The sequence below is a fragment of the Vibrio sp. STUT-A11 genome, from assembly GCF_026000435.1.
Lineage (GTDB): Bacteria > Pseudomonadota > Gammaproteobacteria > Enterobacterales > Vibrionaceae > Vibrio.
This window is the reverse complement of the sequence record NZ_AP026763.1, coordinates 2,275,141-2,289,264: the sequence shown is the minus strand read 5'-3', so window position 1 is coordinate 2,289,264 and position 14,124 is coordinate 2,275,141. Positions and strand designations below refer to the sequence as shown.

The following is a 14,124-nucleotide window of genomic DNA, read 5'->3' as shown; positions in this document are numbered from 1 at the left end:
TGTGAAAATGACATTTGCACTATAGCTTTGGTTGCACTAAGTTGCTCCCACGACAGCGATCGCTGGACAGAAATAAAAAAGCCGATGCTTTTCAGCACCGGCTCGCATTGTATTACTTAAACGTTATTTCGCGACAGTCTTATAGTGACTCAGTGAATGTACGAGCGATAACGTCAGCTTGCTGTTCTGCAGTCAGAGAGTTGAAACGTACAGCGTAACCAGATACACGGATAGTTAGCTGAGGATATTTCTCTGGGTGTTTAACTGCGTCTTCTAGCGTTTCGCGGTTAAGCACGTTTACGTTTAGGTGTTGGCCACCTTCGATGCCAGCTTCGTGGTGGAAGTAACCATCCATTAGACCCGCAAGGTTAGCACGTTGGCTAGTTTCTTCTTTACCTAGTGCATTTGGCACGATAGAGAATGTGTAAGAGATACCATCTTGAGCGTCAGCAAACGGTAGTTTCGCTACTGAAGTCAATGATGCAACTGCACCTTTCTCATCACGGCCGTGCATTGGGTTTGCACCTGGAGCAAATGGAGTACCAGCGCGGCGACCATCAGGCGTGTTACCAGTCTTCTTACCGTATACCACGTTTGAAGTGATAGTCAGGATAGACTGAGTAGGGATAGCATCACGGTAAGTCTTAAGCTCACGGATCTTGTTCATAAATACAGAAACAAGTTCACAAGCGATGTCATCTACGCGAGCGTCGTTGTTACCGAATTTAGGGTAATCGCCTTCGATTTCAAAATCGATTGCCAGACCATCTTCGTCACGTACAGGTTTCACTTTCGCGTACTTGATTGCAGATAGTGAGTCAGCAGCAACAGATAGACCAGCGATACCACAAGCCATTGTACGTTTAACGTCACGGTCATGTAGAGCCATTAGAGACGCTTCGTAGCTGTACTTGTCGTGCATGAAGTGGATGCTGTTTAGTGCAGTCACGTACTGCTTAGCTAACCAATCCATGAAGTGATCCATTTTTTCCCATAGTTCGTTGTAATCTAGGTATTCACCTTCGATCTTGTCCATCTTAGGACCAACTTGGATCTTCAGCTTCTCATCGATACCGCCGTTGATGGTGTAAAGCATAGTTTTAGCAAGGTTCGCACGAGCACCGAAGAACTGCATTTGCTTACCAACAACCATTGGAGATACACAACAAGCGATAGCGTAATCGTCTGATTCCATGTCTGGACGCATTAGATCGTCGTTTTCGTACTGGATAGAAGAAGTATCGATAGATACTTTTGCACAGAAACGTTTGAAACCATCTGGAAGTGCTTCAGACCAAAGAACAGTGATGTTTGGCTCTGGAGAAGGACCCATAGTGTATAGGCTGTTTAGGAAACGGAAGTTGGAACGCGTTACTAGCGTACGACCGTCAAGACCCATACCACCCATTGATTCTGTTGCCCAGATAGGGTCGCCAGAGAATAGCTCATCGTACTCAGGAGTACGTAGGAAACGAACCATACGTAGTTTCATTACGAAGTGGTCGATCATTTCTTGAGCTTGATCTTCAGTGATCTTACCTGCAGCGATATCACGCTCGATGTACACGTCTAGGAATGTAGAAGTACGACCTAGAGACATTGCAGCACCGTTTTGAGACTTAACAGCAGCTAGGTAGCCGAAGTAAGTCCATTGGATAGCTTCTTGTGCAGTTTCAGCAGGGCGAGAAATATCGCAACCGTATTTCGCAGCCATTGCTTTGATTTGACCTAGAGCGCGGTGTTGCTCAGCAATTTCTTCACGAAGTTGCATCGTCATGTGAAGGTCTTCGCCGTTCTCAAATTTCTCTTGTAGAGAAGTGAACTGAGCTAGTTTGTCCTTCATTAGGAAGTCGATACCGTAAAGCGCAACGCGACGGTAGTCACCGATGATACGGCCACGGCCGTATGCGTCAGGAAGACCAGTTAGTACACCAGACTTACGACATGCAAGGATATCAGGAGTGTAGATATCGAAAACACCAGCGTTGTGTGTTTTACGGTATTCTGTGAAGATTTTCTTAACTTGTGGGTCTAGTTCGCGGTCATATGCTTTGCATGAACCTTCAACCATGCGAATACCACCGTTAGGGATGATCGCACGTTTTAGAGGCGCTTCAGTTTGTAGACCTACGATAGTTTCAAGATCTTTTTCGATGTAGCCTGCATCGTGAGCAGTGATGGTAGAGATAACAGATGTATCAAAATCAACAGGAGCGTGAGTCGCGTTCTCTTGTTTGATACCTTCCATTACTTTAGCCCAAAGCTTGTTTGTTGCTTCAGTACCTTCAGAAACTAGGAAAGATTCGTCGCCTTCGTACGGAGTGTAGTTCTTCTGAATGAAATCACGAACGTTTACTTCGTTTTGCCAATCACCTGCAGCAAAACCTTCCCAAGCTTTAGCAAATTGCTCTGCCATGACATACCTACCTTTTTAGTAGAAAAAAATACGTACTGCTTCGCCGTTGAGCCAGCTATCCCCAGAAAAATAGGGGAACAGTACACTCTTATGAATAACAATATTTATAGTCTTAAAATCACAATTTGGGGTCACAAAACTATAAATATTGTCACTGTTTTAACCGTCTACCTTTTGAAGCAACAATTGCAGGTTAAACTAAAATTTTTTTGCAAACCTTAAACTAAATCAATAAATGCTCAACTTTTTGGATAAAAATGGGGTAGCGACAAGCGCTACCCAAACATTTTTTTAAGCGTTAAGCATTATAGCCAAGCTTTTAATCCATATTGAGCTTCTAGCATACCAACTGCTAGCATAGCAACCAAACAGATAATGAATACGGTGACAGGAATAATAATTTTATCCATGAATGACAAGCGTGAAGCACGCTCTTTATCACCGATCAGGCCGTTGTTATCTAAGAACATGGTTAATGCCCAAGCTAGCACTGGGTTAGCAACGATCGATGCAAAGATACAGATACCAGCAGCTTGTGAATCTTTCGTGTCACGAACCATTTGCATACCGGCTTCAAGTAGCGGAAGAGATACACCTACTAGCAGTGCAACGCGCATTACTGGTGGCCATACCGCAACGTCCATTGGGAAGCCAAGAATTGCGACAATAATACATAGAGAGCCAAGAAGAATTGCACCTGCCGGGATCGGACGTTTAGCGATAGCGGCTGGGATCATGTAAGTACCCCAAGATGAAGTGATGTTACCACCACCAACTGCAGTACCAACCATTTGGCGGAATGAACACATGGTCATGGTGTCATCCACGTCCATCAGTACCTTTTCTGTCTTACGCGGGTAGTTCATTTCCTGGAAGATACGGTGGCCAAGGAAGTCTGGTGACCACATAGCAACAGCAAGAATAGCGAACGGTAGTGATGCGATGAAGTGCTCTGCATTTGGTAAACCAAGCATCCAGCCTTCTTCTGTGCTGCCCCACCAGTATACAGGGTTAAGGTTAGGCAAACCTGTTTGAGTTTCGAATTTGATATCGAAGCCAGCGCCGAAAATAAGAGCGATAGCCAGACCTGTAAACGCACACACTGGAATTGCTAGCCAACGTTTGTTGATTTTCGCTAGGTAAGCGTAGATAGCAACAGTAATACCAAGAACGACAAAACCAACGTAGCCCATGCTACCTGCTGCTACATCTGCTGACTGTAGACCTGTCGCCCATGCTTGAATGGAATTGATTTGGCTAATCGTACCCGTCAAGCCCAAGAAAATAAGCAAGCCACCGGCGGTACCTTCAGAAGTGAGGTTGACGAGTTTTGAGCCGCCTTTAAAAAATGAGAGTAGAAGGCCAAAAATACCGATAAGAATCGCAAGAGCTAGAGGGTGAGCACCTGCCAGAGCGATAGTACCAATCAATGGAATCATTGGACCATGGTTACCAGCAAGGTTAGCTTTAGGGTTAAAGACACCTGAAGCTAAAATACAGAAAAGCAGGGCAGGGATAAGCATTTCTACTCGAGCAACTTCAATCGCGAACTCTTTTGTCAAATGCACATGATCCCAAGCCTGGGTTAAACCCTCTGCCCAAGACATCATTACTGCAGAATACATCGCGATAATGCCGATCGTACCCGCAATAGCAGGAACAAAATCTTCAAGCTCGAAACGGAAATCACGACCCGGCAAGTTTAAGCCAAAACGACGTGGCTTCATGATTTGCAGTTCGTGGTCTAGATAGTCTGAACGGCTGTCGAACTCAGATGCTGGACGATGAAGCTCTCGGTAGCTCTTGGTCTCGATATCTGAATCAGAGTGCGCTTTATTCACTGCGTCTGACATAGATTCCTCATATATTTAAAAGTTATGAATTCTTAACTAAGTTGCGTTGTTCCGCATTAAGCGGTTCGCCCTATGCTAGCTATTATTAGATTTGTTGCATGTTAACCTTGCGCCTAAGCATAGCTAATAACTTGTTGTGTTGAGGCACAAAATTTTCCTCAAATGGTGGCTGGAGTCTAACAAGATAGCCATTTTGGGTGATTGATTTAGATCACTTTAAATAATCGATGTGAAATAAAACTACAAAATGTGTCCGTTTCACGAATAAAAGGCTAATTTGTAACGTAATTTCATTACACAAGTTGCATAAAACTAGAAATTTTCGAGACGATATCACACTAGTGGCACGTAAAATATAGGCATTGTTCAAGTGCATTTAAAGCTGGCTTTAATCTTGCTTAAACCGGGTAAGAAAACTTTTTTGGCTAATCATTGCCGCTCAGTTTAGGAAAAAAACATGAAACAGCTTAAAGTAGTGCCGTTAGTGGCAATCATTTCTGGATTAATGGTCGGTTGTGGTGGCGGCGGCGGTGGCGGTAGCAGCACACCAAAAACGCTGTATAAGTTCACTTTTGTGACCGCTGAAACTCAAGCATTAGCAAGTAATGGCTCTTGTACGATTTACGATAGATTTACCTCAAATGGCATCGAACAAGTCCTCAATTACCATACAATAGGTGGCGTACTCGACAGTCAGTTAACGGCATACTATTCTGATGCAACTGGCGAGCGTGCCGGAGATTTAGTGACGGCAAGCAATGACAAGCTGACCATCACCCTACAATCCATTCCTGATGATGGCAGCGTGACGATTCAAGAAGCGAACGGCACTATTCTTAACGCGCTGACGTTCTCAAAACAATTGTTAGAGTCGGATTCTTCATTACGCAATGTCTACCTTTCCGCACAAGCCAATGTAAGCAACACAACCTGTTTAACGGGCGATAATGATAAAACGACAAACAAGACAAGTCTCGACTACAAAGTGGCAGAAGACGCAGTAGGTAATCCTTACTCAACATTCTACTTCGATTCTCAGTATGAAACTGTCACTGCAAACGAATCTCGCTTCACGAAAGGTGAAACCTTGACCGCCGTTAGCACAGAGAAAACGATGGTTGCGCAGTACCGCACAGATTCACGTTCCGCCCTTTACCAATACGGTTTTGAGGACTGGACGGATGACCGCATGGTATTTGCTGGTAATACATCTACTCCAGTGGTGAATAATTCCGGTATTGATTTCACAACCATTGATATTGACACCATTTACAAGAACTTTTCTTATCGTTTAGCGGAAGTGGAGAGAACGAGCGAGTTCTACCACCCCGACACACTAAATGGTGACGTATGGGCATTCAGTGTTGATGGGACCATTGTAACCTCTGGGTGGGATGCACAATACACCGATGTTGTAGCCGATGATTGGACTATTGACGTTGATGACGTATCACTTTTTGCTGTAAGCAACACTCAAGATACTAAACCAGGCGTTTTAAACCGTACGGTTTACTTAAGTGACAGTATTGGTTTGGGTAATGAAAATGGCTTGCAGCGAGTGAGTTACCAAGAAGGTACAACGGTGGGCGCAACGCCATACGTTGTACGTCACTCCATTTATTCAACCATCAATGATAGCGTTGTCGTACCTGAACTTGATTACTCAAGTGTGCCGTCTGATGCCGCCAGCGGTCTTGTGATTTCAGACGATTCTTTAATTACGCAAAACTATGTTTTCACAGAACAAAGTGGTGATGTCAAAGTCGCAGATTTCCTAGCCGCTTATGCGAATGGTGATGGCCAGGACACTATGGAAGATGTGCTGGGTATCGTTAAAAATGAACAAGAAGTCAGGGCGATCAGTAACCGTCTTGCTCAGACAAAAACACTGCTGTTAGAGAGAACTAACTAACACTTTTATAATATAATTAGCCCCTCACTGCAGGGGCTTTTTTATACATAATATTCAAGAAATAAAGCATATAGTACTAAATATTGCATATTAATTTGGCTATCCTATCTAACTATTCTATTTATTTAGGTTAATCATTTGTTGCAACTTTCGAGCCGGGGTGCTAATTTGTTCCGAATCAGATAGGGCGGAGTCCCTTATAGCAGTAAAAAACACAGGGAGTAAAGCGCATGACTGATGTACCAGCGCTAGATATAAAAGACCTGCACAAAACGTTTGGACAAAATGAAGTCCTTAAGGGAATTTCTCTTTCTGCACATAAAGGGGATGTTATCTCTATCATTGGCTCTTCCGGCTCCGGCAAGAGTACTTTTCTCAGATGTATCAACTTATTAGAGACACCAACTGCCGGCGAAATTTGGGTAAACGGTGAGCTTATTCAAATGAAGAATAACCGAGCTGGGGAATCGGTACCTGCCAACGAAAAGCAAGTACAGCGTATTCGTTCTCGTCTTGCGATGGTATTCCAGGGGTTTAACCTGTGGTCTCACCTTACTGTTTTAGAAAATGTCATTGAAGCACCCGTGCACGTATTGGGTGTGCCGAAAGCTCAAGCTATTGAGAACGCAGAAGTACTACTCAAAAAAGTGGGTCTCTACGAACGTAAGGATTATTACCCAGGGCATTTATCTGGTGGTCAACAACAACGTGCTGCAATCGCTCGCGCTTTGGCTGTCGATCCAGAAGTGATGCTGTTTGATGAACCAACCTCTGCGCTTGACCCAGAGTTAGTTGGAGAAGTACTGGGGGTAATGAGAGACTTGGCAGAAGAAGGTCGTACCATGTTGGTAGTGACTCACGAAATGGCATTTGCTCGCGATGTATCGAACCATGTAATGTTCCTCCACCAAGGACTGGTAGAAGAACAAGGAGATCCTGCTAAGCTATTTACTAACCCAGATTCACCGCGTTTACAGCAGTTTATTTCATCGATTTACTAAGATTCTTTGGGAGGCAGATTTTTGCCTCCCACGCCAACACAACATACAAAATCAAATAAAATGGAAATCACAGGAGTACGGAAATGAAAAAGTGGTTATTAGCAGCAACGCTTGCTGCAACGGCAGTATCTGGCGCCGTTCAAGCGAAAGAATGGAAAACAGTTCGCTTTGGTGTTGAAGGTGCATATCCTCCGTTTAGCTGGACTGAAACTGACGGCTCTTTAAAAGGCTTTGACGTCGATATGGCAAACGCACTTTGTGAAGAGATGCAAGTGAAGTGTCAGATCGTTGCTCAAGACTGGGATGGCATTATTCCTTCTCTTCTCGCACGTAAATACGACGCAATTATTGCAGCAATGTCGATTACCGAAGAGCGTAAGAAGAAAGTTGACTTCACTGGTAAATACGCACTCATTCCTAACAAATTCATTGCGAAGAAAGGCGCTAATCTAGACTTTGACAACCTAGATGGCAAAAAGATTGCAGTACAACGTGCAACTACGCACGATAAATACCTGACTGACAATTACGGTGACAAAGTTGAGATCGTACGTTACGGCTCATTTGATGAGGCTTATCTCGATCTTGCCAATGGTCGCGTTGTTGCGGTACTGGGCGATGCTTCGGCGTTAGAGGAAGGTGTACTAAACAAAGCTGGCGGTGACGAGTATGAATTTGTTGGCCCATCGCTTACTGATCCGAAATGGTTCGGCGAAGGTTTTGGTATTGCGGTTCGTAAGCAAGATAAAGACCTGACGCAGAAACTAGACGCGGCGATTTTGTCACTACGTGATAAAGGTGTTTACCAAGAGCTTGCCGGTAAATACTTTAACTACGATATCTACGGCGAATAAGTCGTAATTAAGCGACCGTTGGCCTGTTCCTAGAAGTAGTCAGCGGTCGATCTTTTGAGTTTAGGGATTAGGAACTCACCTATGCTGGATTTACAAGGATACGAAGCTTCCATCTTTGCAGGAGCTATAGTAACTATTGAAGTTGCAGTGCTTTCTCTGCTACTTGCAGTGATACTGGGCATGCTTGGTGCTTTAGCCAAGTTATCACCTTATAAATGGGCAAAAGCCATTGCCACTCTCTATACCACCATTATTCGCGGTATCCCAGATTTGGTTCTGATGATGCTGATTTTCTTTGGTGGACAAATACTTTTGAACAACAGTCTTTATTCTATCAATGAAACGTTAAATGAATGGTTTGCGTCGAGTGACCCTAACCATGAGTGGACGTCATATCTACCAGATTACATCGACGTGAGCCCATTTATTGCTGGTGTACTAACGATTGGCTTTATCTTTGGTGCTTACATGGCGGAAACGTTTCGTGGTGCGATTATGGCCGTCGACAGAGGTGAGCTTGAAGCAGCGAAAGCTTACGGTATGAACGCGGTTTTATCATTCAGACGAATTCTTTTACCGCAGATGATTCGTCATGCTTTACCAGGCTTTGGTAATAACTGGTTAGTGTTGCTTAAAACCACCGCTCTGGTCTCTATTATTGGTCTTGATGACATGGTGAGAATGAGTTCTTTGGCTGCTGGCTCGACAAAAATGCCATTTACGTTCTACATGGCTGTCGCCATCATATTTCTATTCTTTACCAGCGTTTCTACAGGTTTACTTAAACTTGTTGAACGCAAGTTTAGTATTCACGCGAGGTAAATTATGGACTTTTCACTGATTATTGAAAGTTTCCCAATTTACCTGAGTGGACTTTGGACCACTGTATGGCTGGTGGGGCTTTCACTGATTATCGGATTGTGCGTGTCTATTCCGATGGCGGTTGCAAGAAACAGTAAAAACTATGCGTTGAGCATGCCAGCATGGGCGTTTATCTACTTTTTCCGTGGTACGCCTCTGCTAGTACAGCTTTACCTCATTTATTACGGTATGGATCAGTTCTTCCCGGTAAAAGACACACTCTGGGAAAACGCTTGGTTTTGTGCATTGGTTGCTTTCGTATTGAATACTTCAGCTTACACGGCGGAGATTATCCGAGGCGCCATTAATGGCTTACCAAAAGGTGAGGTAGAAGCGGCTAAAGCGTATGGAATGAGTAAATTTAAGACTTACCGTCGTATCATTTTACCGAGTGCACTACGCAGAGCATTACCAGTATATTCAAACGAGGTGATCTTCATGCTGCACGGTAGTGCGGTAGCGGGCATTGTAACCATCATGGATCTAACCGGTGCAGCTCGTTTGGTTAACTCACGTTACTACGCGCCATTCGAGTCGTTTTTAACCGCTGGTTTATTCTATATGTCACTGACGTTTATCATCCTATGGTGCTTTAAGCATGCGGAGAAGCGTTTTCTGGCTTACACACGTCCGTTAAGCTAACTAATGGTTGTCGTTTGATACACAAAAAGAGCGCGTTAATGCGCTCTTTTTGTGGTTTGGAATCCGTCTGAAACTATTTGAACGTTGACCAAATTGGAGCGTGGTCAGATGGTTTTTCAATACCACGCAGTTCATAGTCGATACCTGACTCGATACACTTCTGTGCCAGTGAAGGCGTTGCCAGAATCACATCGATTCGTAGACCACGGTTATCATCAAAACCGCGAGAACGGTAGTCAAACCACGAATAGCGATCATTCACTTCTGGATACAGTTTACGGAAAGTATCTTCAAAGCCCCAGTCTAATAAAATTTTCAACCATTCTCGTTCTTCTGGTTGGAAGGAACATTTGCCCGTTTTTAGCCAGCGTTTACGGTTTGGCTCGCCAATGCCGATGTCGTCATCAATTGGGCTGATGTTGATGTCGCCCATAACAATCAATTGTTCGTCGTTATTATGATGATCATTTAAGTAAGTCATCAAATCTTTGTAGAACTGTCGCTTATACGGGTATTTGGTTTCGTGGCTGATATTGTCCCCTTGAGGGAAGTAGCCGTTGAGTACCGTTACCTTTTCACCATTTTCGTCTTCAAAGGTCGCCATGATCATGCGCTTTTGATGTTCTTCGTTATCGGTTGGAAAACCTTTCTGCACACTGATAGGTTCTTGCTTACACAGCATTGCGACACCGTAGTGCGCCTTTTGACCATGAAAGTACACCTTGTAACCCATGGCTTCGACATCTGCTATTGGAAACGCTTCATCATGAACTTTAATTTCCTGAAGCCCGATAACATCTGGCTGATGTTTATCGATGAGCGCCTGGAGCTGATGCAGTCTCGCACGGAGTCCGTTGATGTTAAAGCTGATTACTTTCATTTTTTATCCTTCTCGAGGGCGTCTTTGTCCCGAATGGTAGCATTGCTGAATCGCGGTGAAAATGGTTCTCAACAAAATGCAGTAGCTAGCTAGTGTTAAAGCCAACTTACTGTTTAGATTTTAATTTGTTCTTTAAATCTAACTGCACGATTTTCAAAGCACTTAGCGCAACTTCAGGGTCAACTTCATTTGACTCGAGTAAGTAGATAAGATCGACGGCCAGCTTTACATCATCTGGAGCATCGTCAAGAGGAGAGGTTGGTTGGTCAGACATTACTGATGTTTTTCCCTGTGAGTGATTTGGTTTTCGAGCTTAACTAAAGCCGCTTCGCAGCGTTCCAGCCGTTGTTCTGTCGCTAGTAAAACCTTCTGCGCTTCTGCGCGCATAAAACTCGGAGCGGTTGCTACTGCTCTCTCTTTTTCAAGTACCATTTCTCGTAAACGACGAGCCCACTCCTGATGCTGAGCCAGCTCTTGATACAGAACATTGATCGGTTTTCGAAAATGGCTGCTGTGCTTGATTTCGTTCTTACGAATTTTGGTGGTTGAAATCTCCCGCTGGATGGCGGCAATCTGTGCAACCAAGCGTTCAGTCAGATATTCAGCGCGCAGGGCGGTTAATTTCCCTTCGTCTTGTTCGCGGACAATAGTACTCAGTGTTGATTTTGCTTCTTTGACGCATGGTGTGAGTAATCGAGAACGACAACTAAACAGACGTTCATCAAAAAGTGGCACATGATGCTCACCCCTTTGACGATCAAGCATGGCGGCTTGTTTTGCCATTTGCTCTAAATGTGCTGAAAGTTGATCGATGTTCATGTTAACCCTACAAACCAAGCATCATAAGCCAATTTAATAGCAAGTATACTCACCACGGTAACAAATACTGGGCGAATGAATTTAGCACCAAAGTGAATCGCAGAATGAGCGCCGACAAAAGCACCTGCCATTAAGCATAGCCCCATCGTTAAGCCTAGCACCCAGTTGATATGCCCTAATAGCGCAAAAGTAATCAGAGAAGTAAAGTTACTGGTAAAGTTCATCGCTTTTGCCAGACCAGAAGCCAGCAAAATATTTAGACGGTATAGTGCCATAGAGCTCACGGTCCAAAATGCACCAGTGCCCGGGCCTGCAAGTCCGTCATAGAAACCGATAGAGAAACCTTGGAAATACTGCTTTTTATGCAATAAAGGGCAAGGCTCAGGCGTTGGGCTTTGATGCGTCGTCTGCGGTGTTTTATGGAAAACCGTATACAGCGCTGCAGCCAAAATAATCAGCGGCAAAACTTTTTCAAGCCATTCTGTACTGATTGCGTCGACAAACAATGTACCCAAAGTTGCGCCGATTAAGGTGGCAATAAAGGCTCTTCCCCAGCATTGCGGACGAAACAAGCGCTTCTTGTAATAAGTAAACGCCGCCGTTGAAGAAGCAAAGGTTGCTGCGAGTTTATTTGTACCCAAAGCAATATGAGGTGGTAGCCCCAAAGATAATAAAGCGGGTACGGTCAGCATACCACCGCCACCCGCAACGGCATCGATGAATCCTGCAACAAAAGCGACTAGCGCCAACACCAGCAACATGCCTGGCTCAATCATTTCCATAAATGGTTTTTCTTCTAATATTCTATTTTACGTTTAAATGGTGGCAGCGAATCGATTAAGGCTTGCCCATATCGTTTTGTGACAAGGCGTCTATCTAGAATGGTTACTCTACCAGAATCGCGCTCTTTTCGCAGTAAGCGCCCCACACCTTGAATGAGCTTTTTACTGGCGTCCGGCACCGTGATCTGCATAAACGGATTCCCGCCTTTCTTTTCGATGTATTCGGAGTGAGCCTGTTCTACAGGAGAAGTCGGAACACCAAATGGTATCTTGGTAATGACTAGGTTTTCGAGAAGGTCTCCCGGTAAGTCAAGCCCCTCAGAAAAGCTTCCTGTACCAAATAGAACGCTGGTTTTATTTGTTTCTATTAGCTTTTTATGTTTTTTTAGAATTTCTTGACGTGAACTTTCCCCTTGTACTTGCAACGCCCATCCTCGTTTAACAAAGTCTGTAGACAATGCTTCGGCGACTTGGTTCATCTGCCAATAAGAAGAGAATAATACCAAGTTGGCTTTTTTGTCTTGCAAGTACTTAGGCAAAATGTCAATAAGATATTCAGTAAACTGCGGTGCAGGAGGCTCATACTTCATTGCAGGAATAAGTAACTCCGCCTGATTCTGATAATCAAATGGAGAAGCCAAAGCTAAAAATTGAGTACCGGATTCTGCTTTGCCATCAATGCCAGCTTGATGACAAAAGTAGTGAAACGAATTGAGTGCTCTGATGGTCGCTGATACCAATACCGCACCAATACATCGGCTCCAGATTTGCTGATCAAGCTGCCAGCCAATTTCTAACGGCGAGACGCTGACGATGAAGTCGCCTTCACGATCTGGATGTTTTTGTAGCCATCTCGCCAGAGGTGCACCTTTTTCACGTGTAGGCTCCGCCATCAGGTTCCAAACTTGAGCCAGATTCTCTAAGCGCTGAATATAAAACCCCAGCTCAGCTAATGCAGGCTCGGCTAATCTTGTCGCCAGTTCGCCATCTTTTACTCTTTCTGCAATAAGATCGGCGATTTTTGCCACGCTTTGATTGGCCTTTTTACTCGCTTGTTTGAGCTCTTTTGATTGGTTTTCCAGCCAGGTTGGCAGTTCTCCGTGTTCAAATCGATAAATGTCTTGGTCAAAGTGTGCTGGGTCGAACTGTTTTGGTAGCTGGCTAAGCTCAGGGATAAGCGTTTGCACTGATTCCTGTAAATCATTACGGAAACGAGATACGCGTTTTTCATCGGCTAATGAAGAAAATTTTCCGATCGATTGATTGAGTTTTTCTAACCATGCAGCAGCACCTTTTAAACTCGCTGAGGCAGACGCATGATCGCGGGCGACATGCGGTAGATGGTGCGCTTCGTCAAACACATAAATGGTGTTTTCAGGCTCAGGTAAAATCACGCCCCCCCCTAAGTCGGCATCGGCCATGACTAATGAATGGTTTGCAATGATGACGTCGTTTTTATCCAGTTCTGAGCGAGCTTTTTGAAACGGGCAGCCACGATGTCCTGGTAAGCTGTTGTTGCAACTGTGCTTATCACTGACAATCAGTTGCCACAGCTGGTCATCAATGGGTTTTGGCCAGGAGTCACGATCCCCATCCCATTTGCCTTGAGCTAGAGAGCGATACATCGTCTCCAATAGCTCAATGTCTTTCTTCTTGGGTTTGGTTTCGAACATTGCTAATTGGCCGCCATCGACCCCGCTCGCCGTTGCCAGTTTTTCAGCGCAGCAATAACGTTGCCTACCTTTAGCAAGAATAAAAGAAAACTCTTTATCCGTTAGGCGGCGATATAAAGGTAAATCCTTGTTAATCAGCTGCTCTTGTAAGGCGACAGTGGCGGTAGATATCACCACTTTACGATTGTTATGAACGGCAACTGGAATGGCTGCCATCAGATAGGAGAGCGATTTACCAATTCCCGTTCCTGCTTCCGCGACCAGTATTCGGTTGGATTTATGATATTGACCACAAAGTGTTTTCGCTATTTCAGCGACGAGATAGTTTTGTGCTCTTCTCGGAACAAAGTTATCAAGCTGCGCTTGCAGGTTTTGATAGCTAGTGCGAATCGATTTTTGAATGTTACTGGTCAGCATACGGGCCTCAAATG

The 14,124-nt window shown here is 44.4% G+C and carries 12 protein-coding genes; 5 read left to right on the top strand and 7 right to left on the bottom strand.

Annotated elements, in window-relative coordinates; all coding sequences use genetic code 11:
• Positions 1-139: 139 nt before the first annotated feature.
• A complete protein-coding gene (pflB, locus tag OO774_RS10725) occupies positions 140-2,416 on the bottom strand; it encodes a formate C-acetyltransferase (RefSeq protein ID WP_264902320.1) in 2,277 nt (758 codons plus the stop codon).
• Between the two features lie 305 nt (positions 2,417-2,721).
• Entirely contained in the window at positions 2,722-4,269 is a 1,548-nt protein-coding gene (locus tag OO774_RS10720) for a DUF3360 domain-containing protein (RefSeq protein WP_264902318.1), read from the bottom strand.
• Between the two features lie 457 nt (positions 4,270-4,726).
• On the opposite strand from OO774_RS10720, the gene OO774_RS10715 reads away from it, so the two are divergent.
• The 5 genes from OO774_RS10715 to OO774_RS10695 all read left to right on the top strand — a co-directional run bounded on the left by OO774_RS10715 (position 4,727) and on the right by OO774_RS10695 (position 9,539).
• On the top strand, positions 4,727-6,181 hold the full coding sequence (locus OO774_RS10715; RefSeq protein ID WP_264902316.1) for a flagellar sheath protein A: 1,455 nt from the start codon (positions 4,727-4,729) through the stop codon (positions 6,179-6,181).
• Between the two features lie 230 nt (positions 6,182-6,411).
• On the top strand, positions 6,412-7,182 hold the full coding sequence (locus tag OO774_RS10710; RefSeq protein WP_014231302.1) for an ABC transporter ATP-binding protein: 771 nt from the start codon (positions 6,412-6,414) through the stop codon (positions 7,180-7,182).
• A gap of 83 nt (positions 7,183-7,265) precedes the next feature.
• A complete protein-coding gene (locus OO774_RS10705) occupies positions 7,266-8,036 on the top strand; it encodes an ABC transporter substrate-binding protein (protein ID WP_264902313.1) in 771 nt (256 codons plus the stop codon).
• A gap of 81 nt (positions 8,037-8,117) precedes the next feature.
• Positions 8,118-8,858 (top strand): ABC transporter permease, encoded by a 741-nt coding sequence (locus OO774_RS10700; protein ID WP_264902311.1) that lies wholly within the window; start codon positions 8,118-8,120, stop codon positions 8,856-8,858.
• Positions 8,859-8,861: 3 nt separating this feature from the next.
• Positions 8,862-9,539: an ABC transporter permease gene (locus OO774_RS10695; protein ID WP_264902309.1), complete on the top strand. Its 678-nt coding sequence runs from the start codon at positions 8,862-8,864 to the stop codon at positions 9,537-9,539.
• A gap of 73 nt (positions 9,540-9,612) precedes the next feature.
• Here OO774_RS10695 and xthA read toward each other — a convergent pair whose 3' ends face one another.
• The 5 genes from xthA to dinG form a co-directional block, all read right to left on the bottom strand.
• Complete coding sequence (xthA, locus tag OO774_RS10690) at positions 9,613-10,419, bottom strand: exodeoxyribonuclease III (protein WP_264902307.1); 807 nt, start codon at positions 10,417-10,419, stop codon at positions 9,613-9,615.
• 106 nt (positions 10,420-10,525) lie between these two features.
• Entirely contained in the window at positions 10,526-10,693 is a 168-nt protein-coding gene (gene rsmS, locus OO774_RS10685; RefSeq protein WP_264902305.1) for a pleiotropic regulatory protein RsmS, read from the bottom strand.
• A complete protein-coding gene (locus OO774_RS10680; protein ID WP_264902302.1) occupies positions 10,693-11,238 on the bottom strand; it encodes a primosomal replication protein in 546 nt (181 codons plus the stop codon). Before OO774_RS10680 ends, rsmS begins: the two co-directional genes overlap by 1 nt.
• On the bottom strand, positions 11,235-12,020 hold the full coding sequence (locus tag OO774_RS10675) for a TSUP family transporter (RefSeq protein WP_264902300.1): 786 nt from the start codon (positions 12,018-12,020) through the stop codon (positions 11,235-11,237). The genes OO774_RS10680 and OO774_RS10675 overlap by 4 nt, the downstream gene beginning before the upstream one ends.
• 14 nt (positions 12,021-12,034) lie before the next feature.
• Positions 12,035-14,110: an ATP-dependent DNA helicase DinG gene (gene dinG, locus OO774_RS10670; protein WP_264902298.1), complete on the bottom strand. Its 2,076-nt coding sequence runs from the start codon at positions 14,108-14,110 to the stop codon at positions 12,035-12,037.
• Positions 14,111-14,124: the final 14 nt, after the last annotated feature.